The organism is Streptomyces pimonensis (assembly GCF_041380215.1).
GTDB lineage: Bacteria > Actinomycetota > Actinomycetes > Streptomycetales > Streptomycetaceae > Streptomyces > Streptomyces pimonensis.
In genome coordinates this window covers 1-13,529 of sequence record NZ_JAHWZY010000040.1, presented here as the reverse complement: position 1 = coordinate 13,529, position 13,529 = coordinate 1, and the positions used below count along the sequence as shown (strand labels likewise).

Annotated in this window: 14 protein-coding genes; 4 read left to right on the top strand and 10 right to left on the bottom strand. The window is 72.7% G+C overall.

Annotated elements, in window-relative coordinates:
• Positions 1 to 240: 240 nt before the first annotated feature.
• The 7 genes from truB to rimP form a co-directional block, all read right to left on the bottom strand.
• Positions 241 to 1,146, bottom strand: coding sequence for a tRNA pseudouridine(55) synthase TruB (gene truB / locus KYY02_RS28505; protein ID WP_371242868.1), 906 nt, complete (start codon positions 1,144 to 1,146; stop codon positions 241 to 243).
• Positions 1,143 to 1,592, bottom strand: a complete 450-nt coding sequence (gene rbfA, locus KYY02_RS28500; protein WP_371242866.1) for a 30S ribosome-binding factor RbfA — start codon at positions 1,590 to 1,592, stop codon at positions 1,143 to 1,145. Before rbfA ends, truB begins: the two co-directional genes overlap by 4 nt.
• Before the next feature lie 49 nt (positions 1,593 to 1,641).
• The gene (locus tag KYY02_RS28495; protein WP_030216812.1) at positions 1,642 to 1,935 is read right to left on the bottom strand and encodes a DUF503 domain-containing protein; all 294 of its coding nucleotides are present in this window, start codon (positions 1,933 to 1,935) and stop codon (positions 1,642 to 1,644) included.
• A 200-nt stretch (positions 1,936 to 2,135) separates the two neighbouring features.
• Complete coding sequence (gene infB / locus KYY02_RS28490) at positions 2,136 to 5,210, bottom strand: translation initiation factor IF-2 (RefSeq protein ID WP_371242863.1); 3,075 nt, start codon at positions 5,208 to 5,210, stop codon at positions 2,136 to 2,138.
• A gap of 184 nt (positions 5,211 to 5,394) precedes the next feature.
• A complete protein-coding gene (locus tag KYY02_RS28485) occupies positions 5,395 to 5,676 on the bottom strand; it encodes a YlxR family protein (protein ID WP_371242861.1) in 282 nt (93 codons plus the stop codon).
• A 102-nt stretch (positions 5,677 to 5,778) separates the two neighbouring features.
• Entirely contained in the window at positions 5,779 to 6,765 is a 987-nt protein-coding gene (gene nusA, locus KYY02_RS28480; RefSeq protein WP_371242859.1) for a transcription termination factor NusA, read from the bottom strand.
• A gap of 2 nt (positions 6,766 to 6,767) precedes the next feature.
• The gene (rimP, locus tag KYY02_RS28475; RefSeq protein WP_371242857.1) at positions 6,768 to 7,268 is read right to left on the bottom strand and encodes a ribosome maturation factor RimP; all 501 of its coding nucleotides are present in this window, start codon (positions 7,266 to 7,268) and stop codon (positions 6,768 to 6,770) included.
• Between the two features lie 206 nt (positions 7,269 to 7,474).
• Here rimP and KYY02_RS28470 point away from each other — a divergent pair, with 206 nt between their 5' ends.
• The 4 genes from KYY02_RS28470 to KYY02_RS28455 all read left to right on the top strand — a co-directional run bounded on the left by KYY02_RS28470 (position 7,475) and on the right by KYY02_RS28455 (position 9,804).
• Positions 7,475 to 8,020, top strand: a complete 546-nt coding sequence (locus KYY02_RS28470) for a hypothetical protein (protein ID WP_371242853.1) — start codon at positions 7,475 to 7,477, stop codon at positions 8,018 to 8,020.
• Complete coding sequence (locus tag KYY02_RS28465; RefSeq protein ID WP_371242851.1) at positions 8,017 to 8,496, top strand: ferritin-like domain-containing protein; 480 nt, start codon at positions 8,017 to 8,019, stop codon at positions 8,494 to 8,496. The genes KYY02_RS28470 and KYY02_RS28465 overlap by 4 nt, the downstream gene beginning before the upstream one ends.
• A gap of 45 nt (positions 8,497 to 8,541) precedes the next feature.
• On the top strand, positions 8,542 to 9,447 hold the full coding sequence (locus KYY02_RS28460; protein ID WP_371242849.1) for an aminoglycoside phosphotransferase family protein: 906 nt from the start codon (positions 8,542 to 8,544) through the stop codon (positions 9,445 to 9,447).
• A gap of 219 nt (positions 9,448 to 9,666) precedes the next feature.
• The gene (locus KYY02_RS28455) at positions 9,667 to 9,804 is read left to right on the top strand and encodes a hypothetical protein (RefSeq protein ID WP_371242847.1); all 138 of its coding nucleotides are present in this window, start codon (positions 9,667 to 9,669) and stop codon (positions 9,802 to 9,804) included.
• Between the two features lie 303 nt (positions 9,805 to 10,107).
• On the opposite strand, the gene KYY02_RS28450 is transcribed toward KYY02_RS28455, so the two are convergent.
• From KYY02_RS28450 to KYY02_RS28440, 3 genes are all read right to left on the bottom strand, one after another.
• Positions 10,108 to 11,808, bottom strand: a complete 1,701-nt coding sequence (locus tag KYY02_RS28450) for a proline--tRNA ligase (RefSeq protein ID WP_371242845.1) — start codon at positions 11,806 to 11,808, stop codon at positions 10,108 to 10,110.
• An 88-nt stretch (positions 11,809 to 11,896) separates the two neighbouring features.
• Positions 11,897 to 12,463, bottom strand: coding sequence for a GNAT family N-acetyltransferase (locus KYY02_RS28445; protein ID WP_371242843.1), 567 nt, complete (start codon positions 12,461 to 12,463; stop codon positions 11,897 to 11,899).
• Positions 12,464 to 12,505: 42 nt separating this feature from the next.
• The gene (locus KYY02_RS28440; protein ID WP_371242841.1) at positions 12,506 to 13,354 is read right to left on the bottom strand and encodes a GNAT family N-acetyltransferase; all 849 of its coding nucleotides are present in this window, start codon (positions 13,352 to 13,354) and stop codon (positions 12,506 to 12,508) included.
• Between the last annotated feature and the right edge of the window lie 175 nt (positions 13,355 to 13,529).

Sequence of the window (13,529 nt, the reverse complement as noted above, 5' to 3'; positions counted from 1 at the left end):
GCCTCCCGTCGCGCATCCGTGCCCTCGGCTGCGACAGTAGGGCCGGGATGATCAGCGGGACAGACCACCCGGTGAACGCGCCCCCTTCCGCTCCCCCGGTTCACTCCGAGCGCCCACGCTTACGGGTGAACAGGCGGGGACGGATGGATAACCCTAGGAGTGGGGGAACCGAGGGGGACCGTGGAGCGGCGTCATGTTCATATCCGTGACGCCGCTCCACGGGCGGACCCGCGGCGGCGGTCAGCCGAAGACGGCCAGGCTCCTGGCCTTGCCCCGCTGCTCCTCGACGAGCGCCAGGAACCGGCTCTCGGGGCCGAACACGGCCACGGCTCCGGAGCCGGCGTACTCCTCGGGCATCTCGAGCCGCACCCCGTTGATGAGCAGCCTGGCCCGCCGGTCGTCGACGTCCCAGCGCGGGAACGCGGCCGTGGCGGCCTCGGCGATCGGCATCACCGTCAGCTCCTGCTGGAGCTGGTCCAGCGTCTTCGCGGAGTCCAGCTTGTACGGGCCGACGCGGGTCCGGCGCAGCGCGGTGAGGTGCCCGCCGACGCCCAGGCCGCCGCCCAGGTCGCGGGCGAGGGCGCGGATGTAGGTGCCGGAGGAGCAGACGACCGACACCACCAGGTCCAGCACCGGGGTGCCGTCCTCGGCGACCGCCTCCCGGACGTCGTACACGGAGAACGAGGAGACGGTGACCGGCCGGGCGGGGATGTCGAACTCCTCGCCCTCCCGGGCCCGCTTGTAGGAGCGCACCCCGTTGATCTTGATGGCGCTGACCCTGGACGGCACCTGCATGATGTCGCCGGTCAGCGCGGCGACACCGGCGTCGACGGCCTCGCGGGCGACCGCGGAGGCGTCGGTGGAGGAGGTGACCTCCCCCTCGGCGTCGTCGGTGAGCGTGTTCTGCCCGAGCCGGATGGTGCCCAGGTACTCCTTCTCCGTCAGCGCGAGGTGACCGAGGAGCTTGGTCGCCCTCTCGACGCCGAGGACGAGGACGCCCGTCGCCATCGGGTCGAGGGTGCCGGCGTGGCCGACGCGCCGGGTGCGCGCGATGCCGCGCATCTTGGCGACCACGTCGTGCGAAGTGAAGCCCGACGGCTTGTCGACGATGACGAGGCCGTCGGGCGTGGTGTGCTTCTGGGTCATTCGGCGGTGTCGTCCGTCTCGTCGTCTTCCGGCTTGCGGTACGGGTCGGCATCGCCGGCGTACGTGGCGCCCGCGGACGCCTCGCGCACCTTCTCGTCGGACTGGCGCGCCTTGTCGAGGAGGTTCTCGATGGTGCGTGCCGTGTCCGGGAGCGCGTCCATGACGAAGGTCAGGGTCGGGGTGAACTTCACACCCGCCGCCCGGCCCACCTCGGAACGCAGGACGCCCTTGGCGCTCTCCAGGCCCGCCGCGGCGTCCTTGCGCTCCTCGTCGTCCCCGTACACCGTGTAGAAGACGGTCGCCTCCCTGAGGTCGCCCGTGACCCGGGTGTCCGTGATGGTGACGTGCGAGCCGAGCCGCGGGTCCTTGATCCCGCGCTGCAGCTTCTGGGCCACCACCTCTCGGATGAGGTCCGCCAGCCTTTTCGCCCGCGCGTTGTCGGCCACTGGTCCGTCTCCCGTTCTTTCCTGTCTGCGTATTCCTGGGCTGTGGTCGTCAGTCGTCTTCGCCGTGGAAGCGCCGCCTGACGGACAGCAGTTCCACCTCCGGGCGCCCGGCGACCAGCCGCTCGCAGCGGTCCAGCACGTCGGTCAGGTGCGCCGCGTCGCCGGACACCATGGCCAGGCCGATGACCGCCCTGCGATGGAGGTCCATGTGATCCACCTCGGCCGCGCTCACCGCGTACTTGCGCTGGAGCTCGGCGACGATCGGGCGGACGACGGAGCGCTTCTCCTTCAGCGAGTGCACGTCGCCGAGGAGGAGGTCGAAGGACAGTGTCCCCACATACATGTGCAACCGGTTCACCCGCCGGCACGGGATCGGTGGCCCCGCCATCCGTGGTGGGCGGGGACACCAGAACCGTACAACGAAGGAGGCGCGGCGATCGACGGATATTGCGCCCGCCGGCCGCGCCGCCGGGCGTTTCCGCACACACGCGCCGGCCGGCGGGACCCGGATGGATCCCGCCGGCCGGTTCGCACCGTGGGGTGTTACGCCCGCGGCTTCTCGCGCATCTCGTACGTCGCGATGACGTCGTCGACCTTGATGTCGTTGAAGTTCCCGAGGTTGATACCGCCCTCGAAGCCTTCGCGGATCTCGGTGACGTCGTCCTTGAAGCGACGCAGACCCTCGATGTTGAGGTTCTCCGCGATGACCTTGCCATCGCGCAGCAGGCGCGCCTTGGTGTTGCGCCTGACCTCGCCGGAGCGGATGAGCACACCCGCGATGTTGCCCAGCTTGGACGAGCGGAAGACCTCGCGGATCTCCGCCGTGCCGAGCTCGACCTCTTCGTACTCCGGCTTGAGCATGCCCTTGAGGGCCGCCTCGATCTCCTCGATCGCCTGGTAGATGACCGAGTAGTAACGGACGTCCACACCCTCGCGCTCGGCCATCTGCTGTGCCCGCCCGGCGGCGCGCACGTTGAAGCCGATCACGATGGCGTCGGAGCCCATCGCCAGGTCGATGTCGGACTCCGTGACCGCACCGACGCCGCGGTGCAGGACGCGGATGTCGACCTCTTCGCCGACGTCCAGCTGGAGCAGCGAGGACTCGAGGGCCTCGACCGAACCGGAGGCGTCACCCTTGATGATCAGGTTCAGCTGCTGGATCTCGCCGGCCTTGAGCACCTTGTCCAGGTCCTCCAGCGACACGCGGCGCGTGCGCTTGGCGAAGGCGGCGTTGCGCTCACGGGCGGCGCGCTTCTCGGCGATCTGACGGGCCGTACGGTCCTCGTCCACGACGATGAAGTTGTCGCCCGCACCCGGGACGTTGGTCAGGCCCAGGACCTGGACCGGCGTCGACGGGCCCGCCTCGGCGACGTTGTTGCCGTTGTCGTCGAGCATGGCGCGCACGCGGCCGTAGGCGTCGCCCACCACCATCGTGTCGCCGACCCGCAGCGTGCCTCGCTGGACGAGGACGGTCGCCACGGCACCACGGCCGCGGTCGAGCCGGGACTCGATCGAGATGCCCTGCGCGTCCTGCGTGGGGTTGGCCCGCAGGTCGAGCGAGGCGTCCGCGGTGAGGATGACGGCCTCGAGAAGGCTGTCGATGTGCAGACCCTGCTTGGCGGAGATGTCGACGAACATGGTGTCGCCGCCGTACTCCTCGGCCACCAGGCCGTACTCGGTCAGCTGACCGCGCACCTTGGTCGGGTCGGCGCCCTCGACGTCGATCTTGTTGACCGCGACGACGATCGGGACCTCGGCGGCCTTGGCGTGGTTGAGCGCCTCGACCGTCTGCGGCATGACGCCGTCGTTGGCGGCGACGACCAGGATCGCGATGTCGGTCGACTTCGCACCACGGGCACGCATGGCGGTGAACGCCTCGTGACCCGGGGTGTCGATGAAGGTGATCTTGCGATCCTCTTCGTTGACCTCGGTCGTGACCTGGTAGGCACCGATGTGCTGGGTGATGCCGCCGGCCTCGCCCGCGATGACGTTCGTCTTGCGGATGGCGTCGAGGAGGCGGGTCTTTCCGTGGTCGACGTGACCCATGACGGTGACCACCGGCGGGCGGACCACCAGGTCCTCCTCGGAGCCCTCGTCCTCGCCGAACTCCAGGTCGAAGGACTCGAGCAGCTCGCGGTCCTCCTCCTCCGGGCTGACGATCTGAACGGTGTAGTTCATCTCGTCCGCGAGGAGCTGGAGCGTCTCGTCGGAGACGGACTGGGTCGCGGTGACCATCTCGCCGAGGTTCATCATGACCGCGACGAGCGACGCCGGGTTGGCGTTGATCTTCTCCGCGAAGTCGGTGAGCGAGGCACCGCGCGACAGGCGAATGGCCTCGCCGTTGCCGCGAGGCAGCATCACGCCGCCGACCGACGGGGCCTGCATGGCCTCGTACTCCTGGCGCCTCTGCCGCTTCGACTTGCGGCCACGACGTGCGGGACCGCCGGGACGGCCGAAGGCGCCCTGCGTGCCACCGCGGCCACCGGGACCGCCGGGACGGCCGGCGAAGCCGGGACGGCCACCGCCGCCGCCGAAGCCGCCGCCACCACCGGGACGGCCGGCGAAGCCGCCGCCACCACCGGGACGACCCGCACCGCCGCCGCCACCGGGACGGCCGGCGAAGCCGCCGCCGCCACCGGGACGACCCGCACCGCCGCCGGGACGACCCGCACCGCCCGGACCGCGGCCGCCGGGGCCACCACCGGGACGCGGGCCGGCAGCGGGACGCTGCGGCATCATGCCGGGGTTCGGACGCGGGCCGCCGGGGCCACCACCGGGGCCACCACCGGGACGGGGACCGCCCTGCGGACGCGGCATCGAGCCCGGGGTCGGGCGCTGACCGCCCGGAGCCTGCGGACGCGGACCGCCACCCTGGCCACCGGGGGCCTGCGGACGGGGACCGGCACCGCCGGGACCGCCCGGACCGGGACGCGCGCCGCCCTGCGGGCGCGGAGCCTGCGGACGGGCCATGCCGGTGGAGCCACCGGAGGTGAAGGGGTTGTTACCGGGACGGGGACCGGCCGGGCGACCGCCCGGACGCGATGCGCCGCCACCGGGACGCTGGCCCTGACCGGCCGGACGGCCCTGGCCGCCCTGACCCTGGCCCTGGCCCTGGCCCTGACCGGCGGGACGACCGCCGGGCTTGGGAGCACCGGGACGCGTGCCGCCGGGCTTCGGGCCGGACGGAGCCGGGGCCGCCGCGGGCGGGGCCTGGAACTCCGGGGCCGCCGGAGCCGGACGCGGCGCGGGGCGCGGGCCCGGCGTCGGACGCGGACCGGAGGGCGCCGGCGCGGGCGCCGACGGAGCCGCCGGCGGCTGGGCCGCGGCGGGCTTGGGTGCGACCGGCGGCTTCGGGGCGGCCGGACCCGGACGGGCCGCCTGCGCCGGGGACGGCGCGGCGGGCCTGGGGGCCGCCTTGCGGGGCGCACCGGGCTTCGCGGCGGACTTGCCGTTGCCCCCGCCCTGCTGGAAGGCGTCGGTCAGCTTGCGTACTACGGGCGCTTCGATGGTCGAAGACGCCGAACGGACGAATTCACCGAGTTCCTGGAGCTTGGCCATGACGACCTTGCTCTCCACACCGAACTCCTTGGCGAGTTCGTAGACCCGGACCTTAGCCACTTCGCTCCTTTGAGGTCCGGGTTGCGTCCGGACCGTCGCTAGTTCATGGGCGTACTCATCGCGTACTCATCGAGTGCTCATCGCAATCTCGACCTGCTTTCGACTCGCGAGGTACCAGACCGCACGGGGCTTCCGTGCGGCATGTTCTTGCGTGTTGCCTGTTCAGCCGGCGTGAAGCCGCTGCTCAGCAACCTTGTGCCTGCTCGACGTAGTGGCGCAACGCCTTTACGTCGAGCGGTCCCGGGACGCGGAGCGCCCGTGGGAACGCCCTGCGGCGCACCGCCTGGTCGAGACAGACCGGGACGGGGTGCAGATAGGCACCCCGGCCGGGCAGCGTACCGCGAGGATCGGGGACGCACACGTCCTCGACCGCCACGATCCGCAGCAGCTCGCTCTTGACCGCTCGCTCCCGGCACCCCACGCAGGTGCGCTCGGGGCATACGCCAGCACGTGTCCGGCCAGACACTCCTCAGTCTACCTCCCCGCGCCGACCTCACCCCCCTGGGGTAAGAATCGAACACTTGCCGCGCGCAAAGCTGTCGTGATCTCAGCGACCTGCGGCTTGGATCTATTCCCCGGCCTGCTCCGTGTCCGGCCGGATGTCGATCCGCCAGCCGGTCAGACGGGCGGCGAGGCGGGCGTTCTGCCCCTCCTTGCCGATCGCCAGGGACAGCTGGTAGTCCGGCACGGTGACCCGGGCGGACCGGGCGGCCATGTCGACGATGTCCACCTTGGAGACCCGGGCCGGCGACAGCGCGTTCGCCACCATCTCGGCCGGGTCGTCGGACCAGTCGACGATATCGATCTTCTCACCGTTCAGCTCGCCCATGACATTGCGTACCCGGCCGCCCATGGGGCCGATGCAGGCGCCCTTGGCGTTCAGGCCCGAACGGGTGGAGCGTACGGCGATCTTGGTGCGGTGGCCGGCCTCGCGGGCGATCGCGGAGATCTCGACGGACCCGTCGGCGATCTCCGGCACCTCCAGGGCGAAGAGCTTCTTCACCAGGTTGGGGTGGGTGCGCGACAGGGTGACCGACGGACCGCGCACGCCCTTGGCCACCCGGACGACGTAGCTGCGCAGCCGCATGCCGTGCGGATAGGTCTCGCCGGGCACCTGCTCCTGCACCGGCAGGATGGCCTCCAGCTTGCCGATGTCGACCAGCACGTTCTTCGGGTCGCGGCCCTGCTGGACCACTCCGGTGACGATGTCGCCCTCGCGGCCGGCGTACTCGCCGAGCGTCGCGTCGTCCTCGGCGTCGCGCAGGCGCTGCAGGATGACCTGCTTGGCCGTGGTGGCGGCGATGCGGCCGAAACCGGACGGGGTGTCGTCGAACGCGCGGGCCTCCCGGCCCTCCTCGAGGTCCTCGGGATCCTCCTTCGCCCACACGGTCACATGTCCGGTCTCCCGGTTGAGCTCCACGCGCGCGTGCCGGCGGCTTCCCTCGGTGCGGTGATAGGCGATGAGGAGGGCCGATTCGATCGCTTCGACCAGCAGGTCGAGGGAGATCTCCTTCTCCCTCACCAAGAGCCGAAGTGCACTCATGTCGATGTCCACGATTACGCCTCCTCTTCCTTCTCGTTGTTCTTGCGGCTGAACTCGACCTGGACGCGCGCCCTGGTGATGTCGTCGAAGGCGAGCCGGCGCGTGGTGGCCTTGCGGCCCTTCACCCCGGGCACCTCGAGGTCGAGGCCGTCCTCGTCCGCCTCGACGATCCTGGCGACCAGCTCGCCGCCCTCGGCCAGCTGGAACCGGACCAGGCGGCCGGTGGCGCGCACGTAGTGCCGGTGTTCGGTGAGGGGGCGCTCCGCTCCCGGGGTTCCGACCTCGAGGGTGTACTCCCCGCCGCCCATCGCGTCCGTCTCGTCGAGCTTCGCCGAGAGCGCGCGGCTCACATCGGCGATCCGGTCGAGGTCCGCTCCGGTGTCGGAGTCGACGACGACGCGCAGCACACGCTTGCGACCGACCGCGTCCACGGCGATCTCCTCGAGGTCCAGGCCCTGGGAGCTGACGAGCGGCTCCAGAAGTTCTCGAAGCCTCTCGCTCTGGGTGGTGCTCATCCGGGTGACTCCTCGGCCGCGTGTGCTGTTGTGGGACGGTGCGCGTGTCTGGTCAAAGGGTATCCGGTCGCGGAGGGTGTTGCTGTCCACCCGGTCACGGAGGGTGCCGCTGAGCACCCCCGCGCGGGCGCACGGGTACGGTGATCACGGGCCCCCGGCCCCTCCCTTCGTCGCCACGTTCGTACGAGCCCCCGAGGACGTCTGCCGTGCCGTTCCCCCCGCCTCCGCGCGCCCGTTCGGGTCCGCGCAGAAGGAGTCTGCTCGCCGTCGCCCCGGCGGCCCTGCTGGTGGCGGGCTGCTCCGCCGAATCCGAGGCCCCCGGGGCCTCCGGCGGCAGCCGTCCCTCGGCCGCCGACCGGGCACGCGCGCGTGCGGCCCGGGACAGCAGGGAGCTGGCCGCACGGTACGACGCGGTCGTGGCCACGCATCCGAAGCTGGCGGAGCGGCTGCGTCCGCTGCGCGCGGAGGTCGTACGGCACGCGGAGGCGTTCGGGGACGCGGCGGATCCCCCGCCGTCGCCGTCGCCCCCGCCCCCGCCGTCGTCGTCCGGGGCGGGGCCGTCCCCGGCCTCCCCGCCGGCCGCCGTGCCCACGGAGGAGAAGGACGCCCTCGCCGGACTCGCCGCCGCCGAACGGGAGATCGCCGACCGGCGCGCGAAGGCGCTCCTCGACGTGCCGGGCGAGCTGGCCCGGCTGCTGGCCTCGGTGGCGGCGGCCGGAGCGGCACACGTGTACCTGCTGACGGAGGCATGAGGGTGGGCGAGTCGCGCGAGGCGAAGGACCGGGAGCTGCGGGCCCTGCAGGCCGCCCTGGCGGCGGAGCACGCGGCGGTGTACGGCTACGGGGTCGTCGGCGGCCGGATCGGCGAGGGCCGGCGCGCCGAGGCGCGGACGGCGTACGACGCGCACCGGGCGCGCCGGGACGCGCTGGTGCGCGCGGTGGAGGACGCGGGGGGCTCGCCCGTCGCCGCCGCCGCGGGTTACGCACTGCCGTTCCCGGTGCCGGACACCGCGGCGGCGGTCCGGCTGGCGGGGGAGCTGGAGGACAGGGTGGCCGGGGTGTACGCCGACCTGGTGCGCGTGAGCGGGGGCGAGCGGCGGCGGGGGGCCGCCGAGGCGATGCGGGAGGCGGCGGTGCGGTCGGTGCGCTGGAGCGGCGGGAGCGTAGCCTTCCCTGGGCTCGCCGAGCGGGGCGGCACGGTTTCGGGGACCCCGGCGCCGACGGCGTGACGGGGCGGCGGGCGCCGCGTACAGCAGGAAGGGAACGACTCGCGCATGGTTTTCGAACCGCCGAAGCGTCTGGTGAGGGCGCTCGGTGAGACGGCGCCCGAGGGCGACGACTGGCTGGAGAGGCTGCCGGAGGCGGCGCGCGAGGCCGTCGCACAGCGCGAGTCGACCGTGGAGCGGGTGCAGGTGCCGGGCGGGCGCAGCAGCCTGGTCGTGCTGGTGCGGACGGCCGACGGGGCGCCCGCCGTGCTGAAGCTGGCGCCGCCACGGGCGCGCCCGGAGAGCGAGCGGGCCGCGCTGGCCCACTGGGGCGGTCTGGGAGCGGTCCGGCTGCTGGAGCCGGCCTCGGACGCGGCCGAGGGGGTGCTGCTGCTGGAGCGGTTGCACCCGGACGTGTCGGTGCGGTCGCTACCGGAGGCGAAGGCGTTGCTGGAGGCGGCGGGGACGCTGCGCCGGCTCTGGGTGGACCCGCCGGACGGGCACGACTTCGAGACGGTGGCCGAACGGACGGAGCGGCAGGCGCGGGCGATGCGGGCGAGCGCGGTGGCCGAACCGGAGGTGGCCCCGCTGGTGGAGGCGGCGCTGACGGCCCGCGAGGAGCTGTTGGCGGCGCCGCCCGAGCAGCGGCTGCTGCACGGCACGTTCCGGCAGAGCAAGGTGCTGTCCGGGGAGCGGATGCCGTGGCTGGCGGTGGGGCCGGATCCGGTGGTCGGTGAACACGCGTTCGATCTGGCGCGGCTGGTGCGGGACCGGGTGGAGGACCTCATCGCGCAGGCGTCGGGGGCGACGACGACGCGGCGGCGGGTGAAGCGGCTGGCGGAGTCGCTGGAGGTCGACCGGGAACGGCTGCGGGGGTGGACGCTGTTCCGGGCGGTGGAGTCGGGGGTGCGGGCCCGCCGCGTGGGCCGTGAGCAGGACGCGGAACTCCTCCTGGAGTTCGCGAGCTGGCTCTAGGTCCGTTCTCGCTGCGGGGCCTTCGTCATACTTCTCCGCCGTGGCCCGTCAGGTCGGTGACAGCAAGCGGAGCGACCTTGGGGAGACGGCGATGGAAACGCGTGCGATCACGGCGGAGGCCCCGGTGGTTCCGCGGACGGCCGAGGACCCCGCGGAACTCGTTCCCGAGCCGGCGGAGGTGCCGGCGGCGCTGTTCGGGGTCACCGGCAAAACGGGGCGGTGCCGCGCTCCAGGATCGGTCTGGTCCGGCTGCGCGCCGGCCTGATCGCCGGCAGCACCTGTCCGACCGTCCTGCACACGGGTTTCCTGCGCAAGGCCGGGCAGTCAAAGGAGCGGATCGCCCCGGTGGCGTCCTGATGGGACTCGCCGTACTCCACCGGTGCCGGGCGCGCCGCGCCGGCCCTCGTGGAGGCCGTGCTGCAGCCGTCCACGGAGGGCGAGCGGGTCGCCGACGCGCTGTACGCGCAGGCGGCCGAGCACTACGGACCGGAGGCGCTCGCCACCCTGATGTCCGCGATCGGACAGGCCGACCTGTTCACCGCCGTCGCGCTCGTCGCCACTCCGGTGCCCGGCCGGTCCTTCACCGACCCGTGGCAGCGGGACGGGCCGGGTGAGACCCGGGCCCGTGCGGCAGCGGCCGGCACGGGCCCGGTGACGCCGCTACGCCGCGAGGCGGGCGACCGCCTCGTCGACCGTGAGCTCCTCGCGCTCGCCGGTGCGGCGGTCCTTGAGCTCGACGACGCCCTCGGCGGCGCGGCGGCCCGCGACCAGGATCTGCGGGACGCCGATCAGCTCCGAGTCGGTGAACTTCACGCCCGGGGAGACGCCGGGGCGGTCGTCGACCAGGACGCGGAGGCCCGCGGCGGACAGCTTCTCGGAGACGTCGAGGGCCAGCTCGGTCTGGAGGGCCTTGCCCGCGGCGACCACGTGGACGTCGGCCGGGGCGACCTCCGCAGGCCAGCACAGGCCCTTGTCGTCGGCGGTCTGCTCGGCGAGCGCCGCCACCGCGCGGGAGACGCCGATGCCGTAGGAGCCCATGGTGACGCGGACCGGCTTGCCGTTCTGGCCCAGCACGTCGAGCTTGAGGGCGTCGGCGTACTTGCGGCCCAGCTGGAAGATGTGGCCGATCTCGATGGCACGGTCGAGCTTGAGGCCGGTGCCGCACCTGGGGCAGGGGTCGCCCTCCTGCACCACCACCACGTCCACGTATTCGTCGACCTCGAAGTCACGGCCCGCGACCACGTTCTTCGCGTGCGTGTCGGCCTTGTTGGCGCCCGTGATCCAGGCGGTGCCCGGCGCCACGCGCGGGTCGGCGACGTACTTCACCTTGTCCAGGCCCTGCGGGCCGACATAGCCGCGCACCAGGTCGGGGCGGGCGATGAAGTCGGCCTCGGTGACCATCTCCACGGCGGCCGGGGCGAAGTGCGCCTCGACCTTGTCCATGTCGACCTCGCGGTCACCGGGGACGCCCACGGCGACGATCTCGCCGCCGACCTTGACCAGCAGGTTCTTCAGCGTGGCCGAGGCCTCGACGCCCAGCGAGGCGGCGAGGGTCTCGATGGTCGGGGTGTCGGGGGTGAGGATGTCCTCGGCGGCCGGGACGCCGGTGGCGTCGACCGGCTTCAGCTCGTGGGCGACCGCCTCGGTGTTCGCGGCGAAGTCGCAGTTCGGGCAGTCCGCGAAGGTGTCCTCACCGGCTTCCGCGGGGGCCAGGAACTCCTCGGACCTGGAGCCGCCCATGGCGCCGGCGGTGGCCGCGCAGATGCGGTGGTCGAGGCCGAGGCGCTCGAAGATCCTCTGGTAGGCCTGGCGGTGCAGGGCGTACGACTTCGCCAGGCCCTCGTCCTCCAGGTCGAAGGAGTAGGAGTCCTTCATCAGGAACTCGCGGCCGCGCAGGATGCCGGCGCGGGGGCGGGCCTCGTCCCGGAACTTGGACTGGATCTGGTAGAGGATCACCGGCAGGTCCTTGTAGGAGGACGCCTGGTCCTTCACCATCAGGGTGAAGATCTCCTCGTGGGTGGGCCCGAGGAGGTAGTCGCCGCCCTTGCGGTCCTGGAGGCGGAACAGCTCGGGGCCGTACTCGTCCCAGCGGCCGGTCGCCTCGTAGGGCTCACGCGGCAGCAGGGCGGGGAGCAGTACCTCCTGGGCGCCGATGGCGTCCATCTCCTCGCGGACGACGCGCTCGACGTTGGCGAGGACCTTCTTGCCGAGGGGCAGCCAGGTCCAGATGCCGGCGGCGGTGCGGCGCACGTAGCCGGCCCGGACGAGAAGCTTGTGGCTGAGGACCTCGGCGTCCGCCGGGTCGTCGCGCAGCGTCTTCGCCATCAACTGGGACATGCGCTGGACCGGTGCGTTCGCCATGGTTCTCGTACTCCTGCTGCGTCTGGGTGGATGACAGGGAGGTTAGCCGGGCGGGACGCGGCGGCGGAAATCGATTGTCCGCCGTCCGCTATCCGCGTGGGAGCGGCAACGGGGCGCCCATGACGGCGTACGGCTTGACGGCGCTGGGGAAGTGGACCTGGCGGGCGAGGTCCTGGTAGCCGAGCGAGCGGTACAGGTGCCGGGCCGGGCTCTCGACGTCGATGGCGGAGAGGATCGAGCGGGGCTGCTCGGCGCCGTCGGTGATCGTGGTGATCAGGGCGCGGCCGACGCCGTGCTTCTGGTGCCGGGGGTGGACGTGCAGCTCGGTGATGACGAAGGAGTCGTCGAGCCAGTCGTCGTGGCCCCCGGCGCGCAGATAGGGCTCGACGACGGTGGACCACCAGTGGGTGCGGTCGTTGGGCATGCCGTAGACGAAGCCGGCCAGCCGGCCCCTGACGGTGGCGCCGAAGGCGCGGGCGCCGGGGAAGGTCATGTGGCGCAGCACGATCTGCCGGCGTACGGCCACCTCGTCGGGACCGAGCCCGAACGCCACCGCCTGCACCGCCAGCGCCTCGTCGACGTGGCCGGGGAGGTCGAGGGGGCCGATCACGATGTCGTCGGGGTGGGAGCGGCCGTGACCGGGAAAGCGCAGCATGCCGGGGAGACTACAGGCCGGGGGGCCACAGGGCGTGTTCCGTCAGAAGAGCACGCTCATGAAGGCGCCGACCTCCTGGAAGCCCACCTTCTCGTACGTCCTGCGGGCGGGCGTGTTGAAGTCGTTGACGTAGAGGCTCGCCACGGGGGCTATCTCCGTCAGGGCGTAGCGGAGGACGGCCGCCATACCGGGTGCGGCGACGCCCTTACCGCGGTGCTCGGGGGCCACCCAGACGCCCTGGATCTGGCAGGCGCGGTCGGTCGCGGCGCCGATCTCGGCCTTGAAGACGACCTTGCCGTCGGCGTCGAAGCGTGCGAAGGAGCGGCCGGCGCCGACGAGTTCGGCGACCCGGGCCTGGTAGAGCAGACCGCCGTCGCCGGCCAGCGGGGAGACGCCGACCTCCTCGGTGAACATCGCCACGCACGCCGGCATGATCGTCTCCAGTTCGTCCTTGCGGACGCGGCGGACGAAGGGGTCCGGGGCTATGACGCCGGACATGCGGTCCGTGACCATGAGGGGTTGGTGGGCGCGGACCTCCCGGGCCGGCCCCCACTGGGGTTCGAGCAGCCGCCAGAGCGCGGCGGTGGGCTCGGCCGGGCCGACGACGGAGGAGCAGCGGCGGCCGGCCCTGCGGGCACGGTCGGCGAAGGCGCGGACGGCCCGGGGGGTGGCGCAGATGGGCACCAGGTTGGCGCCGGCGTAGCACAGGGACGTCAGGACGCCCCCCTCGTACCAGCCCCACACCTCGCCGCCGAGCCGCCACGGGTCCAGGCCCGCGATCCGGACACGGGACGTCACGAAGGCGTTCGCGACCGGCTCACGGTCGAGTACGGCGAGTGCGGCGTCCAGGTCGCTCGGTTCGAGGACCCGGGATGTGGTCTGCGTCAACACGCGCGGGGCCTCACACACGGGGGTCTGCTGATTTCTCCGCACTGTACCCGCGGAACCCGGGGGACGCCGCCCCCGGATTCCGCTCCGGTCCGGGATCGGCCCCGTCACCGCAGGCCGGACGGGCCGGACGGCGTCGTCAGCCGGCCACCGAGACCTGCGGCTCGCCCGACGTCAC

Excerpts from the sequence above, each read along its gene's own strand:
- KYY02_RS28450 (WP_371242845.1), bottom strand. The coding sequence starts at position 11,808 with ATGGCGAACGCACCGGTCCAGCGCATGTCCCAGTTGATGGCGAAGACG.
- truB (WP_371242868.1), bottom strand. The coding sequence starts at position 1,146 with ATGACCCAGAAGCACACCACGCCCGACGGCCTCGTCATCGTCGACAAG.
- KYY02_RS28445 (WP_371242843.1), bottom strand. The coding sequence starts at position 12,463 with ATGCTGCGCTTTCCCGGTCACGGCCGCTCCCACCCCGACGACATCGTG.
- KYY02_RS28495 (WP_030216812.1), bottom strand. The coding sequence starts at position 1,935 with ATGTATGTGGGGACACTGTCCTTCGACCTCCTCCTCGGCGACGTGCAC.
- KYY02_RS28465 (WP_371242851.1), top strand. The coding sequence starts at position 8,017 with ATGAGGGTGGGCGAGTCGCGCGAGGCGAAGGACCGGGAGCTGCGGGCC.
- rimP (WP_371242857.1), bottom strand. The coding sequence starts at position 7,268 with ATGAGCACCACCCAGAGCGAGAGGCTTCGAGAACTTCTGGAGCCGCTC.
- KYY02_RS28460 (WP_371242849.1), top strand. The coding sequence starts at position 8,542 with ATGGTTTTCGAACCGCCGAAGCGTCTGGTGAGGGCGCTCGGTGAGACG.